Annotated in this window: 14 protein-coding genes; 6 read left to right on the top strand and 8 right to left on the bottom strand. The window is 58.5% G+C overall.

Annotated features, from left to right (window positions below; all coding sequences use genetic code 11):
• Positions 1 to 119: 119 nt before the first annotated feature.
• Genes hpaI through LSG25_RS15095 form a run of 5 tightly spaced genes read right to left on the bottom strand, consistent with a single transcriptional unit; the run spans position 120 to position 3,646 of the window.
• Positions 120 to 929 (bottom strand): 4-hydroxy-2-oxoheptanedioate aldolase, encoded by an 810-nt coding sequence (hpaI, locus tag LSG25_RS15115; RefSeq protein WP_232744716.1) that lies wholly within the window; start codon positions 927 to 929, stop codon positions 120 to 122.
• 4 nt (positions 930 to 933) lie between these two features.
• Positions 934 to 1,737 carry a 2-oxo-hept-4-ene-1,7-dioate hydratase gene (gene hpaH, locus LSG25_RS15110; protein ID WP_232741730.1) on the bottom strand — a complete coding sequence of 268 codons (804 nt, stop codon included), beginning with the start codon at positions 1,735 to 1,737 and terminating at the stop codon, positions 934 to 936.
• A gap of 40 nt (positions 1,738 to 1,777) precedes the next feature.
• Positions 1,778 to 2,527, bottom strand: coding sequence for a fumarylacetoacetate hydrolase family protein (locus LSG25_RS15105; protein WP_232741729.1), 750 nt, complete (start codon positions 2,525 to 2,527; stop codon positions 1,778 to 1,780).
• A gap of 19 nt (positions 2,528 to 2,546) precedes the next feature.
• The gene (locus LSG25_RS15100) at positions 2,547 to 3,233 is read right to left on the bottom strand and encodes a fumarylacetoacetate hydrolase family protein (protein ID WP_232741728.1); all 687 of its coding nucleotides are present in this window, start codon (positions 3,231 to 3,233) and stop codon (positions 2,547 to 2,549) included.
• Between the two features lie 11 nt (positions 3,234 to 3,244).
• The gene (locus LSG25_RS15095; protein WP_232741727.1) at positions 3,245 to 3,646 is read right to left on the bottom strand and encodes a 5-carboxymethyl-2-hydroxymuconate Delta-isomerase; all 402 of its coding nucleotides are present in this window, start codon (positions 3,644 to 3,646) and stop codon (positions 3,245 to 3,247) included.
• 200 nt (positions 3,647 to 3,846) lie between these two features.
• Here LSG25_RS15095 and hpaE point away from each other — a divergent pair, with 200 nt between their 5' ends.
• Positions 3,847 to 5,313 carry a 5-carboxymethyl-2-hydroxymuconate semialdehyde dehydrogenase gene (gene hpaE, locus LSG25_RS15090; RefSeq protein WP_232741726.1) on the top strand — a complete coding sequence of 489 codons (1,467 nt, stop codon included), beginning with the start codon at positions 3,847 to 3,849 and terminating at the stop codon, positions 5,311 to 5,313.
• 66 nt (positions 5,314 to 5,379) lie between these two features.
• On the top strand, positions 5,380 to 6,228 hold the full coding sequence (hpaD, locus tag LSG25_RS15085; RefSeq protein ID WP_232741725.1) for a 3,4-dihydroxyphenylacetate 2,3-dioxygenase: 849 nt from the start codon (positions 5,380 to 5,382) through the stop codon (positions 6,226 to 6,228).
• Here hpaD and hpaR read toward each other — a convergent pair.
• Entirely contained in the window at positions 6,225 to 6,671 is a 447-nt protein-coding gene (gene hpaR, locus LSG25_RS15080) for a homoprotocatechuate degradation operon regulator HpaR (protein WP_232741724.1), read from the bottom strand. The two genes, hpaD and hpaR, sit on opposite strands and share 4 nt — an antisense overlap.
• A 146-nt stretch (positions 6,672 to 6,817) precedes the next feature.
• On the opposite strand from hpaR, the gene LSG25_RS15075 reads away from it, so the two are divergent.
• Complete coding sequence (locus LSG25_RS15075; RefSeq protein WP_232741723.1) at positions 6,818 to 7,777, top strand: tripartite tricarboxylate transporter substrate binding protein; 960 nt, start codon at positions 6,818 to 6,820, stop codon at positions 7,775 to 7,777.
• Positions 7,778 to 7,906: 129 nt separating this feature from the next.
• Here LSG25_RS15075 and LSG25_RS15070 read toward each other — a convergent pair whose 3' ends face one another.
• Both LSG25_RS15070 and LSG25_RS15065 read right to left on the bottom strand, forming a co-directional pair.
• On the bottom strand, positions 7,907 to 8,410 hold the full coding sequence (locus tag LSG25_RS15070; protein WP_232741722.1) for a MarR family winged helix-turn-helix transcriptional regulator: 504 nt from the start codon (positions 8,408 to 8,410) through the stop codon (positions 7,907 to 7,909).
• A gap of 119 nt (positions 8,411 to 8,529) precedes the next feature.
• A complete protein-coding gene (locus LSG25_RS15065) occupies positions 8,530 to 9,549 on the bottom strand; it encodes a TauD/TfdA family dioxygenase (RefSeq protein WP_232741721.1) in 1,020 nt (339 codons plus the stop codon).
• A 260-nt stretch (positions 9,550 to 9,809) separates the two neighbouring features.
• Between LSG25_RS15065 and thpR the strand changes: the two genes are divergently transcribed.
• The 3 genes from thpR to LSG25_RS15050 all read left to right on the top strand — a co-directional run bounded on the left by thpR (position 9,810) and on the right by LSG25_RS15050 (position 13,950).
• The gene (gene thpR / locus LSG25_RS15060) at positions 9,810 to 10,394 is read left to right on the top strand and encodes an RNA 2',3'-cyclic phosphodiesterase (protein WP_232741720.1); all 585 of its coding nucleotides are present in this window, start codon (positions 9,810 to 9,812) and stop codon (positions 10,392 to 10,394) included.
• A gap of 223 nt (positions 10,395 to 10,617) precedes the next feature.
• A complete protein-coding gene (locus LSG25_RS15055; RefSeq protein WP_232741719.1) occupies positions 10,618 to 11,826 on the top strand; it encodes an FAD-binding oxidoreductase in 1,209 nt (402 codons plus the stop codon).
• A gap of 1,134 nt (positions 11,827 to 12,960) precedes the next feature.
• Positions 12,961 to 13,950, top strand: coding sequence for a tripartite tricarboxylate transporter substrate binding protein (locus LSG25_RS15050; RefSeq protein WP_232741718.1), 990 nt, complete (start codon positions 12,961 to 12,963; stop codon positions 13,948 to 13,950).
• The last annotated feature ends 5 nt before the right edge of the window (positions 13,951 to 13,955 follow it).

Genomic DNA, 13,955 nt, shown 5'->3' with positions numbered 1-13,955 from the left:
GCGGCGTAGCGAGTTTGGCCCGACGCCCGCCTGGACGAGGTAGATCCGGATCAAGCACGCCGTGCCGGTCCTGACCCCAAGCCCCGATAGACGGCGTCTTTATATACCAAAACATCCGCTCAATACGGCCCGCCTGGTTTTGGCGGTGTACCGCCCGGCGTCGATGCCTTGAATTCGCCGGCGAGCCTTTCCGCGGCGCGCGCCAGCAGGGAAGCATCCACGCCCACTGCCACGAAGGTTGCGCCCAGGTCCAGGAAGTGTTTGGCGCGAGCGATATCGCTGTGCAGGATTCCGGCCGCCTTGCCCGAACGCACAATGCGCCCTATGGTGTCGTCGATCAGCTTGGCGACCTCGGGGTGGCCGGGATTGCCCAAGTGGCCCATATTGGCGGAAAGATCGGCAGGTCCGATAAAGACGCCGTCCACTCCTTCCGTAGCCAGGATATCGTCCAGCGCATCGACCCCTTGCGGCGTTTCAATCTGGATCAACACGCACATTTCATCGTTGGCACGATGCAGGTAATCGGGAATGCGGTTCCAGCGCGCCGACCGCGCAATCGAGCTGCCGACCCCCCGTATACCGTGGGGGGGATAGCGCACAGCCGCTACCGCGGCAGCGGCCTCGGCGCCCGACTGCACCATGGGTATCAGCAAGGTCTGGGCGCCGATTTCCAGAACTTGCTTGATTTGCACAGGGTCGTTCCACGAAGGCCGCACGACCGCGGCAACCGGATAGGGGGCCACGGCCTGCAACTGCGGCAGCATGGTTTGCAAGGTATTGGGCGCATGTTCGCCGTCGATCAGCAGCCAGTCGAAGCCTGCTCCGGCACAAATTTCGGCGGTGACGGAATGAGCCAGGGCGGCCCACAATCCAATCTGCGGCTGGCCTTTGCGCAGCGCCTGCTTGAAGGTATTGGTCAGGATATCCATGGGTTCAGACAAAGTGGCAGTTGACGGAACCCAGCGGGCCGTAGTCGACATTGAATGTATCGCCGGGCCGGGCAAACACGGGGCGGGTAAACGATCCCGATAATATCACCTGGCCCGGTTCGAGGGCCACGCCGTGGGGAGCCAGTTTATTGGCCAGCCACACCACGCCATTGGCGGGGTGGTTGAGCACGCCCGCCGCGACGCCGGTTTCTTCGATAACGGCATTGCGCGAAAGAATGGCGCCGATCCAGCGCAGATCGAGTTCGCCGATTTTCACGGGCCGCCCGCCCATGACAATGCCGGCATTGGCGGCATTGTCGGAAATGGTGTCGAATACCTTGCGCGGCCGTTTGCTGTCGGGGTCGATCATTTGTATGCGCGCATCGATGATTTCAAGTGCGGGCACCACATAATCGACCGCGTCGTAGACATTGAACAGCGTAACGTCCGGGCCTTCCAGGCGTTTGCCCAGGATGAAGGCCAGTTCCACTTCGAGGCGGGGCTGGATGAAACGCGCCGCGGGAATGTCGCTGCCGTCGCCGAAAAACATATCGTCGAGGAGCACGCCGTAATCCGGTTCGTCGATCTGCGACGATTGCTGCATGGCGCGCGAAGTGAGACCGATCTTGTGCCCCTTGACCCGGCGGCCCTTGTCGATTTTCAGCGCCACCCATTCGCGCTGGATCGCGTAGGCATCGTCGATGGTGATGTCGGGATGGTCCAGCGAGAACTGGCGAACCTGGCTGCGGTTGCGTTCGGCTTCCTGCAGCCGGGCGGCCAGGGCACTGATGGTTTTCTTGTCGAGCATGTAGCGGTTTCCAATGGGGTGCTGTAGAGGGATGGCGGTATCAGGCGGGATCGGCGACCAGTGTATTGACCAGGCGTCCGATGCCTTCGATTTCGGTGACGACTTCGTCGCCCGGCTTGACGTTGACGATTCCGTCGGGTGTGCCGGTCAGGATCAGGTCGCCCGGTGACAATGTCATGAAACTGCTGAAGTATTCGATCAGCGCCGGTATGCCGAACACCATGTCTCGGGTGTTGCCGCGCTGGGTTTCCACGCCGTTGACGGTGGTGCGCAGGTTCAGGTTCATGGGGTCGGGCACATCGTCGCGCTCGACCAGCCAGGGGCCCAGCGGCGTGCAGGTGTCGCGGCTCTTGACGCGCAGATTGGGCCGGTACCAGTTTTCCAGATAGTCGCGCAGCGCGTAGTCGTTGGCTACCGTGTAGCCGGCCACATACTCATAGGCCTGGTCGCGGGATACCTTGCTGGCCGTGCGCCCTATCACCACGGCCAGCTCGCATTCATAATGCATGAAGGCCACATCGGCGGGCCGCAGGGTCTGGGCCCGATGGCCGACAAAGGTATTGGCCGCCTTCAGGAAGCCCAGGGGCTCTTCGGGTGCCTTGAAAGCCAGTTCTTTGGCATGATCGGCATAGTTGATGGCCAGGGTAAAGGTGGTGCGCGGTTCTATCGGCGGCAGCCAGTCGACCTCGTCCTGGGACAGGGTGCGACCATCGGCCAGCCGCAAGCGGTGATCGCCGGCGTCGGTGGCCAGGTGGATGCTGCCTTGGTAGCGTATGCGGGCGTGTTTCATTGGGCGTATTTCCTGCGGGTCAGACGGGGGCGCTCAGGCGGTTGGTCAGGCGGCCAAGTTCCGAAATGCTGATTTCAATGCGTTGGCCGGCATGCGCCAGCGGGGCGCCGGCCGGAACGCCGACCAGCAGAATGTCGCCGCGGTCCAGGCTCATGAATTGCGTGACATCGGCAATCAGCCGGGCCACAGGGCGGATCAGGTCGCGGGTATGCGCCTGCTGCATGCACTGGCCATCGACATGCACCTGGATACTCAGGTCGTCCGGATTCTGGATTTGATCGCGGGCAAGCAGGGCTCCCATGGGGCAGAAGCCGTCGCGGCATTTCTGTTTCATGGGCGGGCGGAAGTAGCTGGAGTGCGGCACCGACAGATCGGCCACGATGCGGTATCCGGCCACATAATCCATTGCCTGTGCTTCGCTGACCCGGGTGGCCTTGCGCTGGAAGACAATGCCCAGGCAGGCGCCGATCTCGACTTCGGCGACGTCGGCAGGCAGCACAATTTCGTCGCCGTCCTGGGCATAGGTGTTGGCCGGCTTGATATACAGGACCGGGGCCTTGGGGGCCGATTTGTAGGGAGGCTGATTGGCGGCATCGCCCAGTTGTTCCAGGGCCTGCCGGTAATTGAGCAGGGTCCCCACCACGATCCGGGGTCGATCGGCGGCAGGTCCGCAGGCCAAAGTGGCATAGTCCGCTTGGGTCGTCATGGGAAAACTCCTTATTTGTTTGCGGCCCGGGCCTTGAGGTAATCCCGATAGTTATTGCTTTTATAGTTGAGGACGGGGTCGGCTTCCTCGATCTGCATGGTAATGCCCAGCGGCCGGGACGCCATGATGGGCGCCAGGGCTTGCTGTAGCGCAGCAAAAATCCGCTCGCCGGCCCGCTGCTTGACTGCGTCGTCGCGGCCATGGCCGATTTTCAGGGTGACATGGACAAAAGCGTTGTCGGGATGCCCGTCGACGATCAGATAGTCGTCGATGCAGAGGGCGCGAGTGCGGGCGCCCGCCAGGGGAAAGACGCTGCCGTCGCCGATGGCGGTGTCCTGCACAGTTTTCATCAAGGCCCGGACATCGATTTCGGGGCGCAGATTGGCTGAGTACTCGATCCATATATGCGGCATGGCGGACCCTTGCATCTTGTAATTAACATGTTAATAATAAAGAAAACCGGCCCGCGCGTCAACGAGCGTTTGTCCAGGCGGGTAGTGACGGGGAGTCTTGACAGGCCGGCGGAAAAAGTAGATTATTAACTAGTTAACTATATTTAAATGCCCGACAGCCACCGACAATAGTCCGGTTGCCTGGCGGCAAGGAGAGCGGCGTGAGCATCAAGCACTGGATCAACGGCAAAGAGGTCGACAGCCAAGACCGTTTTACCACCTATAACCCGGCCACGGGCGAAGCCATAGACGAGGTGGCATCCGGCGGCGAAGCTGAAATCGATGCCGCCGTCGCCGCGGCCAAGGACGCTTTTCCCAAGTGGGCCAACACCCCGGCCAGCGAGCGCGCCCGCCTCATGCGCCGGCTGGGCGAGCTGATCGACAAGAATGTGCCTGAACTGGCCGAGCTTGAAACCCGCGACACGGGCCTGCCCATTTCGCAGACCCGCAAGCAGCTGATTCCCCGCGCTTCGCAGAACTTCAATTTTTTTGCCGAAGTGTGCACCCGCATGAATGGCCGTACCTACCCGGTCGACGATCAGATGCTGAATTACACGCTGTATCAGCCCGTAGGCGTGTGCGCCCTGATTTCGCCCTGGAATGTGCCCTTCATGACGGCCACGTGGAAAACCGCGCCGTGTCTGGCGCTGGGCAATACGGCGGTGTTGAAGATGTCTGAATTGTCGCCGCTGACCGCCGATCAACTGGGGCGGCTGGCCCTGGAAGCCGGTATTCCGCCTGGTGTGCTGAATGTAGTGCATGGCTATGGCGCCACCGCCGGCGAGGCCTTGGTGCGCCATCCCGATGTGCGTGCGATTTCTTTTACCGGCGGCACGGCCACGGGCAAGAAAATCGTCGCCACCGCGGGCGGTGTCAAGAAATTTTCCATGGAGCTGGGCGGCAAGTCGCCTGTGCTGGTATTCGACGACGCCGATGTCGATCGTGCGCTGGATGCCGCCTTGTTCACCATTTTTTCCCTGAACGGCGAGCGCTGCACCGCGGGCTCGCGCATTTTCATCCAGGAAACCATTTACGACGATTTTGTGCGCAAGTTCGCCGAGCGCGCCAATCGCCTGGTGGTGGGCGATCCCGCCGATGCCAAAACCAATGTCGGTTCCATGATCACCCGCCAGCATTGGGAAAAGGTCACCGGCTATATTCGCCTGGCCGAGCAGGAGGGCGCTCGCATACTGGCCGGCGGCCCCGACAAGCCCGAGGGTTTGCCCAATCATCTGAAGCATGGCAACTTCGTGCGCCCCACCGTGCTGGCCGACGTCGACAATTGCATGCGCTGCGCCCAGGAAGAAATTTTTGGCCCCGTGGCGTGTCTGCTGCCGTTCAAGGACGAAGCCGAAGGCTTGGCCCTGGCCAATGATGTCAAGTACGGCCTGGCGTCGTATATATGGACCAACGATATCGGCAAGGCGCATCGCCTGGCGCGAGGCATCGAGGCCGGCATGGTGTTCATCAACAGCCAGAATGTGCGCGATCTGCGCCAGCCCTTTGGCGGCATCAAGGATTCCGGCACGGGTCGCGAAGGCGGCGAGTACAGCCTCGAGGTGTTTGCCGACGTCAAGAACGTATGCGTGTCCATGGGCAGTCATCACATTCCCAAATGGGGCATGTAGGCGCCGCAGCGTCCGGCACGATCAAATTGCAAAGAGCGACGCCGGTCATCGGCACAGGAGACGGAAATGGGAAAATTATCGCTGGCGGCCAAGATTACACATGTTCCGTCCATGTATTTGTCCGAGCTCCCGGGCAAGCACCATGGCTGCCGCGAGGCGGCGATCCAGGGGCATCGCATCATAGGCCAGCGCTGCCGCGATTTGGGGGTCGACACCCTGGTGGTGTTCGATGTGCACTGGCTGGTCAATGCCGGCTACCACATCAATTGCAATAGTCGGTTTTCCGGCATATACACCAGCAATGAATTGCCGCATTTCATCAAGGATATGAAATATGAGTATCCCGGCAATTCCGAACTGGGCCGCCTGATCGCCGAAACGGCCAATCAGCATGGTGTGGGCACTCGCGCCCATGAAATCGACAGCCTCGAACTCGAATACGGCACACTGGTACCCATGCGCTACATGAACACCGACCAGCATTTCAAGGTGGTGTCGATTGCAGCGTGGTGCGCCTGGCACGACCTGCAGGAAAGCCGCCGTTTCGGCGCCGCCGTGCTCGAAGCCATAAAGCGCAGCGACAGCAATGTGGCCGTGCTGGCCAGCGGTTCGCTGTCGCATCGCTTCAACGACAACGGCAGCCCCGAAGAGTCAATGCACCAGATCAGCCGCGAATTCCACCGCCAGGTCGATTTGCGTGTTGTGGATTTGTGGCGCCAGGGCGACTGGAGCACGTTCTGCAAAATGCTGCCGGACTACGCGCGGCTATGCGAGGGCGAAGGCGGCATGCACGACACCGCCATGCTGCTGGGCCTGCTGGGCTGGGACGAATACCGGCGCCCGGTCGAGATCGTGACCGATTACTTCGCCAGCTCGGGCACCGGCCAGATCAACGCAATCTTTCCCCTGCCTTAGCGCGGGGGCTCATCCTGCTTGACCATTCCCACCGCGGCATCGATGTCGCGGTAAAGGCGTTCCAGCAATTCCTTGCCGATCTTGCCCTCGAGCTCCCGGTATTTTTCATCGACTCTGGGGTGCATGTGCTTGATGAGCGTATGGCTCTTTGGAGTCAGCGATATTTCCTGGCGGCGCTGATCGGCCGCCGAGCGTGTGCGCTTGATCAGGCCCGACTGCTCCATGCCGGCCAGCATGCGGGTCAGGCTGGGGCTGAGGATTTGACAGCTGCGGGCAATCTGATTGGGCTCCATGGAGCCCAGTTCGCTGAGCGTGCGCAGCACGCGCCATTGCTGCTCGGTGACGCCGGCTTCATTCAGTATCGGCCGGAAATACGCCATTAACGTTTCACGTGCGTAAAGCAGCAGGTGCGGCAGGTTGCGGTGCTGGAAGGGTGCATTCATGTTGCGATGTTAACAAGAATGGGCTGGTTCGGGTGAAGATCGCATCGGCTCTATTTTCATCTGCACTATTTTTAATAAAGTTACTTGATTAAAAACAAGGCAAATCTTAAACTTGCAATCAAGAATTATTAATGGAGACATAAATCATGAAGAACGGCCTGGCTTTATTCCTGAGCATGCTGGTGCTTGTCTGCCCGTACGCCGCCGGCGCTGCGGCGTGGCCCGAGAAGCCCATCAAATTGGTGGTGCCTTATGCGCCAGGGGGATCTACAGATGTGATAGCCCGGCAATACGGAAATTTTCTACATAAAGAACTCAAGCAGGCCGTCATCATTGAAAACAAGCCGGGTGCGGCGACCAATATCGGCAGCGAGGCGGTAGCCAGGGCCGATCCGGACGGCTATACGTTTTTATGGGGTGTGGATACTTTGGCCACAAACCCGTCTGTGGGCCCTGTTCCGCCGTTCGATGTGCACAAGAGCTTGGCGGCAGTCAGCCTGATTGCCCGCATGCCCGGTTTGGTGGCGACGAATATGAACTTTCCCGCCAAGACCATTTCCGAGCTTATCGCCATGGCGCGTCGAAATCCGTCGAAATACACAATTTCAAGCGCCTCTTTATTTCTTCAGGTGGGGATGCTGGAAAAATATACAGATATCAGCCTGACTCATGTTCCCTATAAAGGCGGAGCGCAGGCGGCCACCGACGCCATAGGCGGGCAGGTCGACATGGTATTTGCCAATATTCCTGTATTGCAAACCTTGACGACATCAGGGAAATTGCGGGCCCTGGCGATTACCTCAGCCAAGCGTAGCGAGGCGCTGCCAGACGTTCCCACTTTGAAAGAAAGCGGAATGCCCAACGGTGTTTTTGGCAATTGGTACGGAATATTTGCCCCAAAGAATACCCCTAGAGACATTATCCTGAAAATGGCCGCGGTCAGTCGGAAATTTGTGGAGGAGCCGACCATAAGGAAAACATTGGAACATAACGGCTATCAACTGGAAGCATCAACGCCCGAGGAACTGGAGGCGATGTTGCAAGAAGATGCTTTGCGCACCAAAGAGTTTGTCCGGCAGAATCCCGGCATGTTCGCAAACAAATAGCCTTTCGATCCGGCCTTGCCGCTATTGCCTGCCCTGCGGGGAAGCGTGAAAAAGGATCGATGCATGATCGATTCCGCGAAAATGCGGCGGGGCGCATCCGACTTATTGTTCAGGAATAAATAGATTGATTTATTCCGGCGGCTTGGCGCCAGAAATTATTTGGCTGGCTGTCGCGGCGGGCCAGCTGTACGCCATAAAGTCGAGAACGGATCGAAACAGCGCCATCTGTTCTTCGCCGATTTTTTCGCCCAGATCGCTTTCCACTTTATTGATGATGGTATGCATGTGCATCAGATAAGCGGCGCCAAACTCGGTGAACGATATCAACGTGGCTCGGGCATCGTTGGGGTCCAGTTTCTTTTCGACAAGCTTCACTTTTTCCATGATGCCGATGACTTGCGTCACCGCCTGCTTGCTCATGCTTGCACGATGGGCGATATCTGTGCTGCGGGTACCTTCCAGCTCGATATAGGGCAGCAGCATGAGGCACGAGTCAGGCAAAACCGGGAATCCGGATTTTTCAATCAAGGCGCCGATTTCAGTGACGAAATTTCTGCGGGCCAGAAGCAATAAACGGCTTACGCCTTTAGGGCGCAGGGATTGCAGTTTCTTGATATTTTTTTTCGAGACCATTTCTCGCAATTCAGCCAATTTGTCCTGATCAGCCCCAATGGCCTGCCTGCTTGCATAGTAGCAGAATCCATCAGGGTCGAATCATTGGGAAACTCATGGCGATGCCCGCTTTTTTTTCGCTATGCGGCTAGGCGGCGCGTGTACGAAGTGCTGAACTCCCGCGTTTGCGCGAAGATCGGCGGCAACGAGCGGCCATTGGGCAGGGTGATCCAGGTGCGCAGCAGATGCCGTTTCAGGGAATCTTCGGCGTGATCCTGGTATTTGGTGCGGGCATGAAATATTGAGTAATTGTTGCCAATCTGGACGTCGCCTGGTTGCATAGAGAATGAGAGCTGTATGGACGGATCATTGCACAATTCGTCGATCAAATCGATGGCCTCGATCTGTTCCTTCGTCAATCTGGGTGTGTTCGGAAAACGTTGCGCAGTCTCAATGTATTGACGCTTATAGAGAGCGCTGAGTTTTCCCTCAAAAAAATTCATGATGGGAGAGGCCTGCGTCTGCCGGCCGTCTTTGTGCTGAGAACGGGTATCAAAATAAAATGGTTCCTGCAGCACTTTGGCAAGTTGCGGATCCCGCAGCAGGATTTCATTGAAGAGTTGCGACACGCTGACTAATTTGCTGACTCCTCCTGAAACGGCCGTTTTAAGGCACAAGAGCATGAAGGCATCGCCGCCATCATTGTGGAAAGTCAGTTCGTCATCGGTTTCATAACCGCGGGTAGAACTGTTTGCAGTCACCTTTTTGCCAGTATTCACAACACTATGCATCAAATTTCCGGCACGATCCTGCTCTTGGGGCGAGCCCAGCAGCAGCGACAAAGCCCAGAGCATTATTTTGCTCTGTTCCAGAGAGTATCGTTCTACCGGCAGGCCGCGCAGCACCTGGAATCCGCGGCCATCTTCCAGTTCGATCCGAATAGCCTTGAACTTGGCTTCCAGTAGGGGCATGGAGAAATCTTTATGGCTTACTCCAACAGGATTTTCATAGTGTGTGGCCAGACCTTTTATGGTGTTGTCCAGTTCGTTCAGTTCCGCGTTTGAAAACTGTGCGATCCAGCCCTGTTCGCCTTGCATATCCGATCCGCGCCATACATCTGCGCTGCGCAAAGGCGCATTTAAAAGTGTGCTGTTTGTCATGGCTTCGGTTCTCGATGGAAATTTAGTCAACATAGTTTACTAAATTTGTGGAATTACGCAAGCCTGGAGAGCAAGAATTGTTGTGTTTTTGAGGGGCCTGGGGCTGTAGGCAATATGCATTCATACCCTTTTTGGAATAGAGCCATCGCAGTGCAGCGACGGTCCCCACTTCGATCTTGGCACCTTTTCAAAAGAAGATTAATCTGGCGCTTCTTCCCTGAAGCATCCCGTATCGAACGTCGAAGGACCCTGTCAGCCTTATGGATGAGTGCCCTCCACCCTTTGTTGCGCCGGTCGATGACGGCAGGGCCACTGAGCGCCTGTTTTTCGCTTTATGGCCTTCCCCGGAAATCGCGGCCGAACTTGCAGGCTGGGGGCATGCCGCGCATTCCCTGTGCGGCGGGCGCATCATGCAGCCCGAAACCCTGCATATGACGTTAGCCTTCCTGGGAAATACTCCCCGAGTCCGGGTGGATGAACTGGTTCATGTCGCCGCCGATTGGCCGGTATCGCTGGGTGCATTGACCTTGCGGCGTTTGGGACGGTTCAAGCGGCCCAACATTGTCTGGGCCGGTCCGGCGGACGGCGATACGGATCGTATCGCATGGCTGGACTCTCTTTACGACATGCTGTGGATACGCCTTGAATCCATGGGCTGGCACAGGCCCGAGTCCGCCTTCCGGCCGCACGTGTCCCTGCTGCGAAATGCCGGGCCGGGCAAACTGGATAGCCTGTCGTGTTCCCCCATCTTCTGGCGGCCGGAGCAGTGTGTGCTGGTTGCCTCCAGGCCGAATGTGCCTGAATCACGCTATCAGGTGCTGGTGCGTCTGCCGATACAGGAATAGTGGCGATTTTAGGTGGAGGCCATGAGCGCAAAAATGAGGTTTACAGGTCGCCCGGTTCTGCGTTGCTGTCGCGGGCGCTTGCCGGAACTTGCGGCGCCAACGATTGGCCGTGGCCACTCGGCATCGCTTGGCGAATGCACCTTCAGTACCTACAATGGCTGAAGCGGGCTCGCCGGGAAGGCTGGGATGGGTGGCGCAATGAGCAATAATTTGGCTGGATGCAATGCCTGAAAAATTAGGGATGGTGGCGGTTGTCGGCGGCGGTGTCATCGGTGTTTGCCTGGCCTACGAATTGCGCAAGCGCGGCGCCGAAGTTACGCTGATTGATCGTGAAGAGCCCGGTAGCGGCTGTAGTTTCGGCAATTCCGGAGCCATCAGCCCCAGTTCGATCGCGCCTCTGGCCATGCCTGGCGTACTGAAATCCGTGCCGGGCATGCTCCGCAATCCGGAAAGTCCTCTTTACCTGCCTTGGGGTTATCTGCCACAGGCGCTGCCTTGGCTGGGGCGCTTTGTCTGGTCGGCGCGCCGAGCCTCGGTGGATGCGTCGGCCAAGAGCCTCGCGGCTCTGCACGAGGCCGCGGTAAGCCGGCATCAAGCTTTGGCACGCGAGGTAGGCGTGCCGGAGCTTATTTTGCAGCGCGGCCATTTGCATCTTTATCCAGACGAAAACACGTTGGCGAAAGACGCCGCGGGTTGGCGCCTGCGTGAGAAATACGGTTTTCAATTTGAGCGCATCGATCGTGATGGCATTGTCGCGCTCGAGCCGGGTATAAATCCCCGCTATCGTATTGGCATGTTCCTGGCCGATCATGCCACGGTAAGAAACCCCTATCGTTATGTGCAGGCGATCTTCCATAAGTTTCTTGAAATCGGCGGACAGGTGTCGCGTGCCGATGTGAGGGCGCTCCAACCCGCGGCGGCCGGAGGCTGGCGCCTCGATACGGCTGCGGGAGCGCAGACCGCGCAGCACGTGGTGGTGGCCGCGGGAGCCTGGTCACGTCGGCTGCTTGATCCCCTGGGTGTCAAGTTGGCGCTGGAAACACAGCGTGGCTACCATGTCCAGTTTCAGGGAGAAAGTTCTCCGGTCTCGCGTACCGTGGTGCTGGCGGATCGCAAAGTATTTGTAGCTCCCATGGAAGCAGGCTTGCGGGTAGGGGGTACTGTGGAGATCGGTGGTCTCAGGTTGGCCTCGAACCCGCGGCGTGCCGAGGTGTTGTTGCGCATAGCGCGGGAAACTTTCCAGGGGCTGGAGCACCAGCCATTTTCGACATGGATGGGGCATCGTCCGTGCATGGCGGATTCCGTGCCGGTTATCGGCCCCGTGGCCGGCCGGACTGGGCTTTGGCTGGCTGTGGGCCATGGACATCTGGGTTTGACCGATTCGGCGCATACCGCCGAACTGATTGCGAACAGCTTGTTCGGCGATCGATAGTCCGCACCTTTGCCATTCATTTTTGGCGGCGCCTTGCAAGTAAAACGCTTGGCCGGTCTTGCCGAGTTGTGTCTGGGGCATTTTTGGATTGAGTGTTTATGGCACTCGAGTGTTTACGAGGTTCGATGGATGGGGTATTGGTATATAAAGACGCCGTCTATCGGGGCTTGGGGTCAGGCCCGGCACGGCGTGCTTGATCCGGATCTACCTCGTCCAGGCGGGCGTCGGGCGAACTCGCGTCGCCCCGCGCTGCGGGGCGCCACTCAGACAGCGCCCGCCGAAAGCCCCCGCCTTCCCTACGGTAGCATCCGGCGCACGCCTTACGCCGGTCCTGACCCCAAGCCCCGATAGACGGCTCACGTAATGGCATGCCTGGAATTGCATCACGGGGTGCCCGGAATTTACGTGCTTGCCCCTACCGTTAATGAGCCTGCAGCCATAGAACCGTTAACGTGCCCTCACTCATGCCTCCATCACGTCGCCACATCTACCTCGATTGACGACTCGATGGATTGACGACTGGATGTACTAGCGCCCACCGCCCCAACAATGTATCCCGTGATTGGCTAAACGCCGCTTCCCCAATGTATACCTCGCTGCATTGCCTCAACGCGAGCCGCAGGGTGGGTGGTGCTGTGTAGTCCGGCGGTAGTCCAGCGCCGGGTGCTGACGAAGGGAAGGCGGGGGCCTTCGGCGGGCGCTGTCTGAGTGTCGCCCCGCGCCGCGGGGCGACACGAGTTCGCCCGACGCCCGCCTGGACGAGGCAGACCCGGGCAGTCGGGGTGCGTAGCACCACGACCGCTGGACGTGCCGGACTACACAGCACCGCCCACCCTGCGGCGTCTTTATAGAATTAACCGCCGCCAACACAACAACGCACAGTCCAAAAGCCACAGATCAAGCCCAAAAACAGCTCAAAAAACGAAAGTCACTGAACCGCGTCCAGTGCCGTAAGCACTTGAACCAAAAATACTTCAGCCCGGAGCCGCTACGCTTTATTTATGTAATTAATGCATTAATAGCCAATTTATTTGCATTTTACATATACCATTGCCGCGTGCATAGTTCAAGGATCTCCAGGCCGTCCAGCCTGGACCTTCCTGCCCCGAACTCACAATAAAACCACGAGACAACATGAAACAGTTAGCCAAATTATTATCGATCGCAGGGCTGGCCTCGTGCCTGGCCATGCCCTCTTATGCACAGCCGCAATCCAGTTACCCGGATCGGCCCATACACCTGATCGTACCGTTTACGCCAGGCGGTTCCACGGACATTCTTGCCAGGGCGGTCGGCGACAAACTTACCCAGGCCTGGGGCAAGCCCGTCATCATCGAAAATGTGCCGGGGGCGGGCGGCATCATCGGCACGGAAAAGGCCGCCAAAGCGGACCACGACGGCTATACGCTGTTAATGGGCCATATTGGCACGCTGGGCGTGAACCCAAGCCTGTACCGGTCCAAGCACCTCGAGCCGCTGAAAATGTTCGAGCCGGTTGCCTGGGTTGCCAACGTGCCCAACGTGCTGGTGGTCAATCCGTCACTGCCGGTTCATTCGCTGGCCGAACTGATTGCCTATGCGAAGAAGAATCCGGGCAAGATCGATTTCGGCTCGGGAGGCAATGGCAGCGCGGCGCACATTGCCACGGAATACCTGATGCTGAAAGCTGGTATCAATATGACCCACGTCCCGTACCGTGGCACCGGCCCCGCTGTGACGGACTTGCTGGCGGGCCAGAATCAACTGATGTTTACCGGTACGCCGGCGGTAATCGGTTTCCTGAAAAGCGGGCGGTTGCGCGCACTGGCGGTCTCCAGCCTGAAACGGGTTGGCGTGCTGCCCGAAGTCCAGACCGTGTCGGAAAGCGGTTTGCCTGGCCTGAAAGGCTTTGAAGCCGACCAATGGTACGGGATTGTTGCTCCGGCGGGAACGCCTGCCGGCATCGTCGCCAAGCTGAACAAGGAAATAAACCGCATCGTAAGCGCTCCCGAATTGGCCAAGCGCTTCGAAGCGGAAGGGGCGATACCTCATCCAGCGACCCCCGAAGAATTCAAAACCATGATTGCCGGCGAAATAGCGCGCTGGAAAGATGTCGTGGAAAAAACGCATATTGCCATCAATTGAATACT

Source organism: Paralcaligenes sp. KSB-10, from assembly GCF_021266465.1.
Taxonomy (GTDB): Bacteria; Pseudomonadota; Gammaproteobacteria; order Burkholderiales; family Burkholderiaceae_B.
The sequence above is the reverse complement of the archived record's forward strand: the minus strand, read 5'-3'. Positions and strand labels throughout refer to the sequence as shown.

What these genes read in the sequence shown, in the direction of transcription:
- LSG25_RS15105 (WP_232741729.1), bottom strand. Translation starts at nt 2,527, where the DNA reads ATGAAACACGCCCGCATACGCTACCAAGGCAGCATCCACCTGGCCACC.
- LSG25_RS15075 (WP_232741723.1), top strand. Translation starts at nt 6,818, where the DNA reads ATGAAGAACGGCCTGGCTTTATTCCTGAGCATGCTGGTGCTTGTCTGC.
- hpaD (WP_232741725.1), top strand. Translation starts at nt 5,380, where the DNA reads ATGGGAAAATTATCGCTGGCGGCCAAGATTACACATGTTCCGTCCATG.
- hpaR (WP_232741724.1), bottom strand. Translation starts at nt 6,671, where the DNA reads ATGAATGCACCCTTCCAGCACCGCAACCTGCCGCACCTGCTGCTTTAC.
- LSG25_RS15070 (WP_232741722.1), bottom strand. Translation starts at nt 8,410, where the DNA reads ATGGTCTCGAAAAAAAATATCAAGAAACTGCAATCCCTGCGCCCTAAA.
- hpaH (WP_232741730.1), bottom strand. Translation starts at nt 1,737, where the DNA reads ATGCTCGACAAGAAAACCATCAGTGCCCTGGCCGCCCGGCTGCAGGAA.
- hpaI (WP_232744716.1), bottom strand. Translation starts at nt 929, where the DNA reads ATGGATATCCTGACCAATACCTTCAAGCAGGCGCTGCGCAAAGGCCAG.
- thpR (WP_232741720.1), top strand. Translation starts at nt 9,810, where the DNA reads ATGGATGAGTGCCCTCCACCCTTTGTTGCGCCGGTCGATGACGGCAGG.
- LSG25_RS15050 (WP_232741718.1), top strand. Translation starts at nt 12,961, where the DNA reads ATGAAACAGTTAGCCAAATTATTATCGATCGCAGGGCTGGCCTCGTGC.
- LSG25_RS15065 (WP_232741721.1), bottom strand. Translation starts at nt 9,549, where the DNA reads ATGACAAACAGCACACTTTTAAATGCGCCTTTGCGCAGCGCAGATGTA.
- LSG25_RS15100 (WP_232741728.1), bottom strand. Translation starts at nt 3,233, where the DNA reads ATGACGACCCAAGCGGACTATGCCACTTTGGCCTGCGGACCTGCCGCC.
- LSG25_RS15095 (WP_232741727.1), bottom strand. Translation starts at nt 3,646, where the DNA reads ATGCCGCATATATGGATCGAGTACTCAGCCAATCTGCGCCCCGAAATC.
- LSG25_RS15055 (WP_232741719.1), top strand. Translation starts at nt 10,618, where the DNA reads ATGCCTGAAAAATTAGGGATGGTGGCGGTTGTCGGCGGCGGTGTCATC.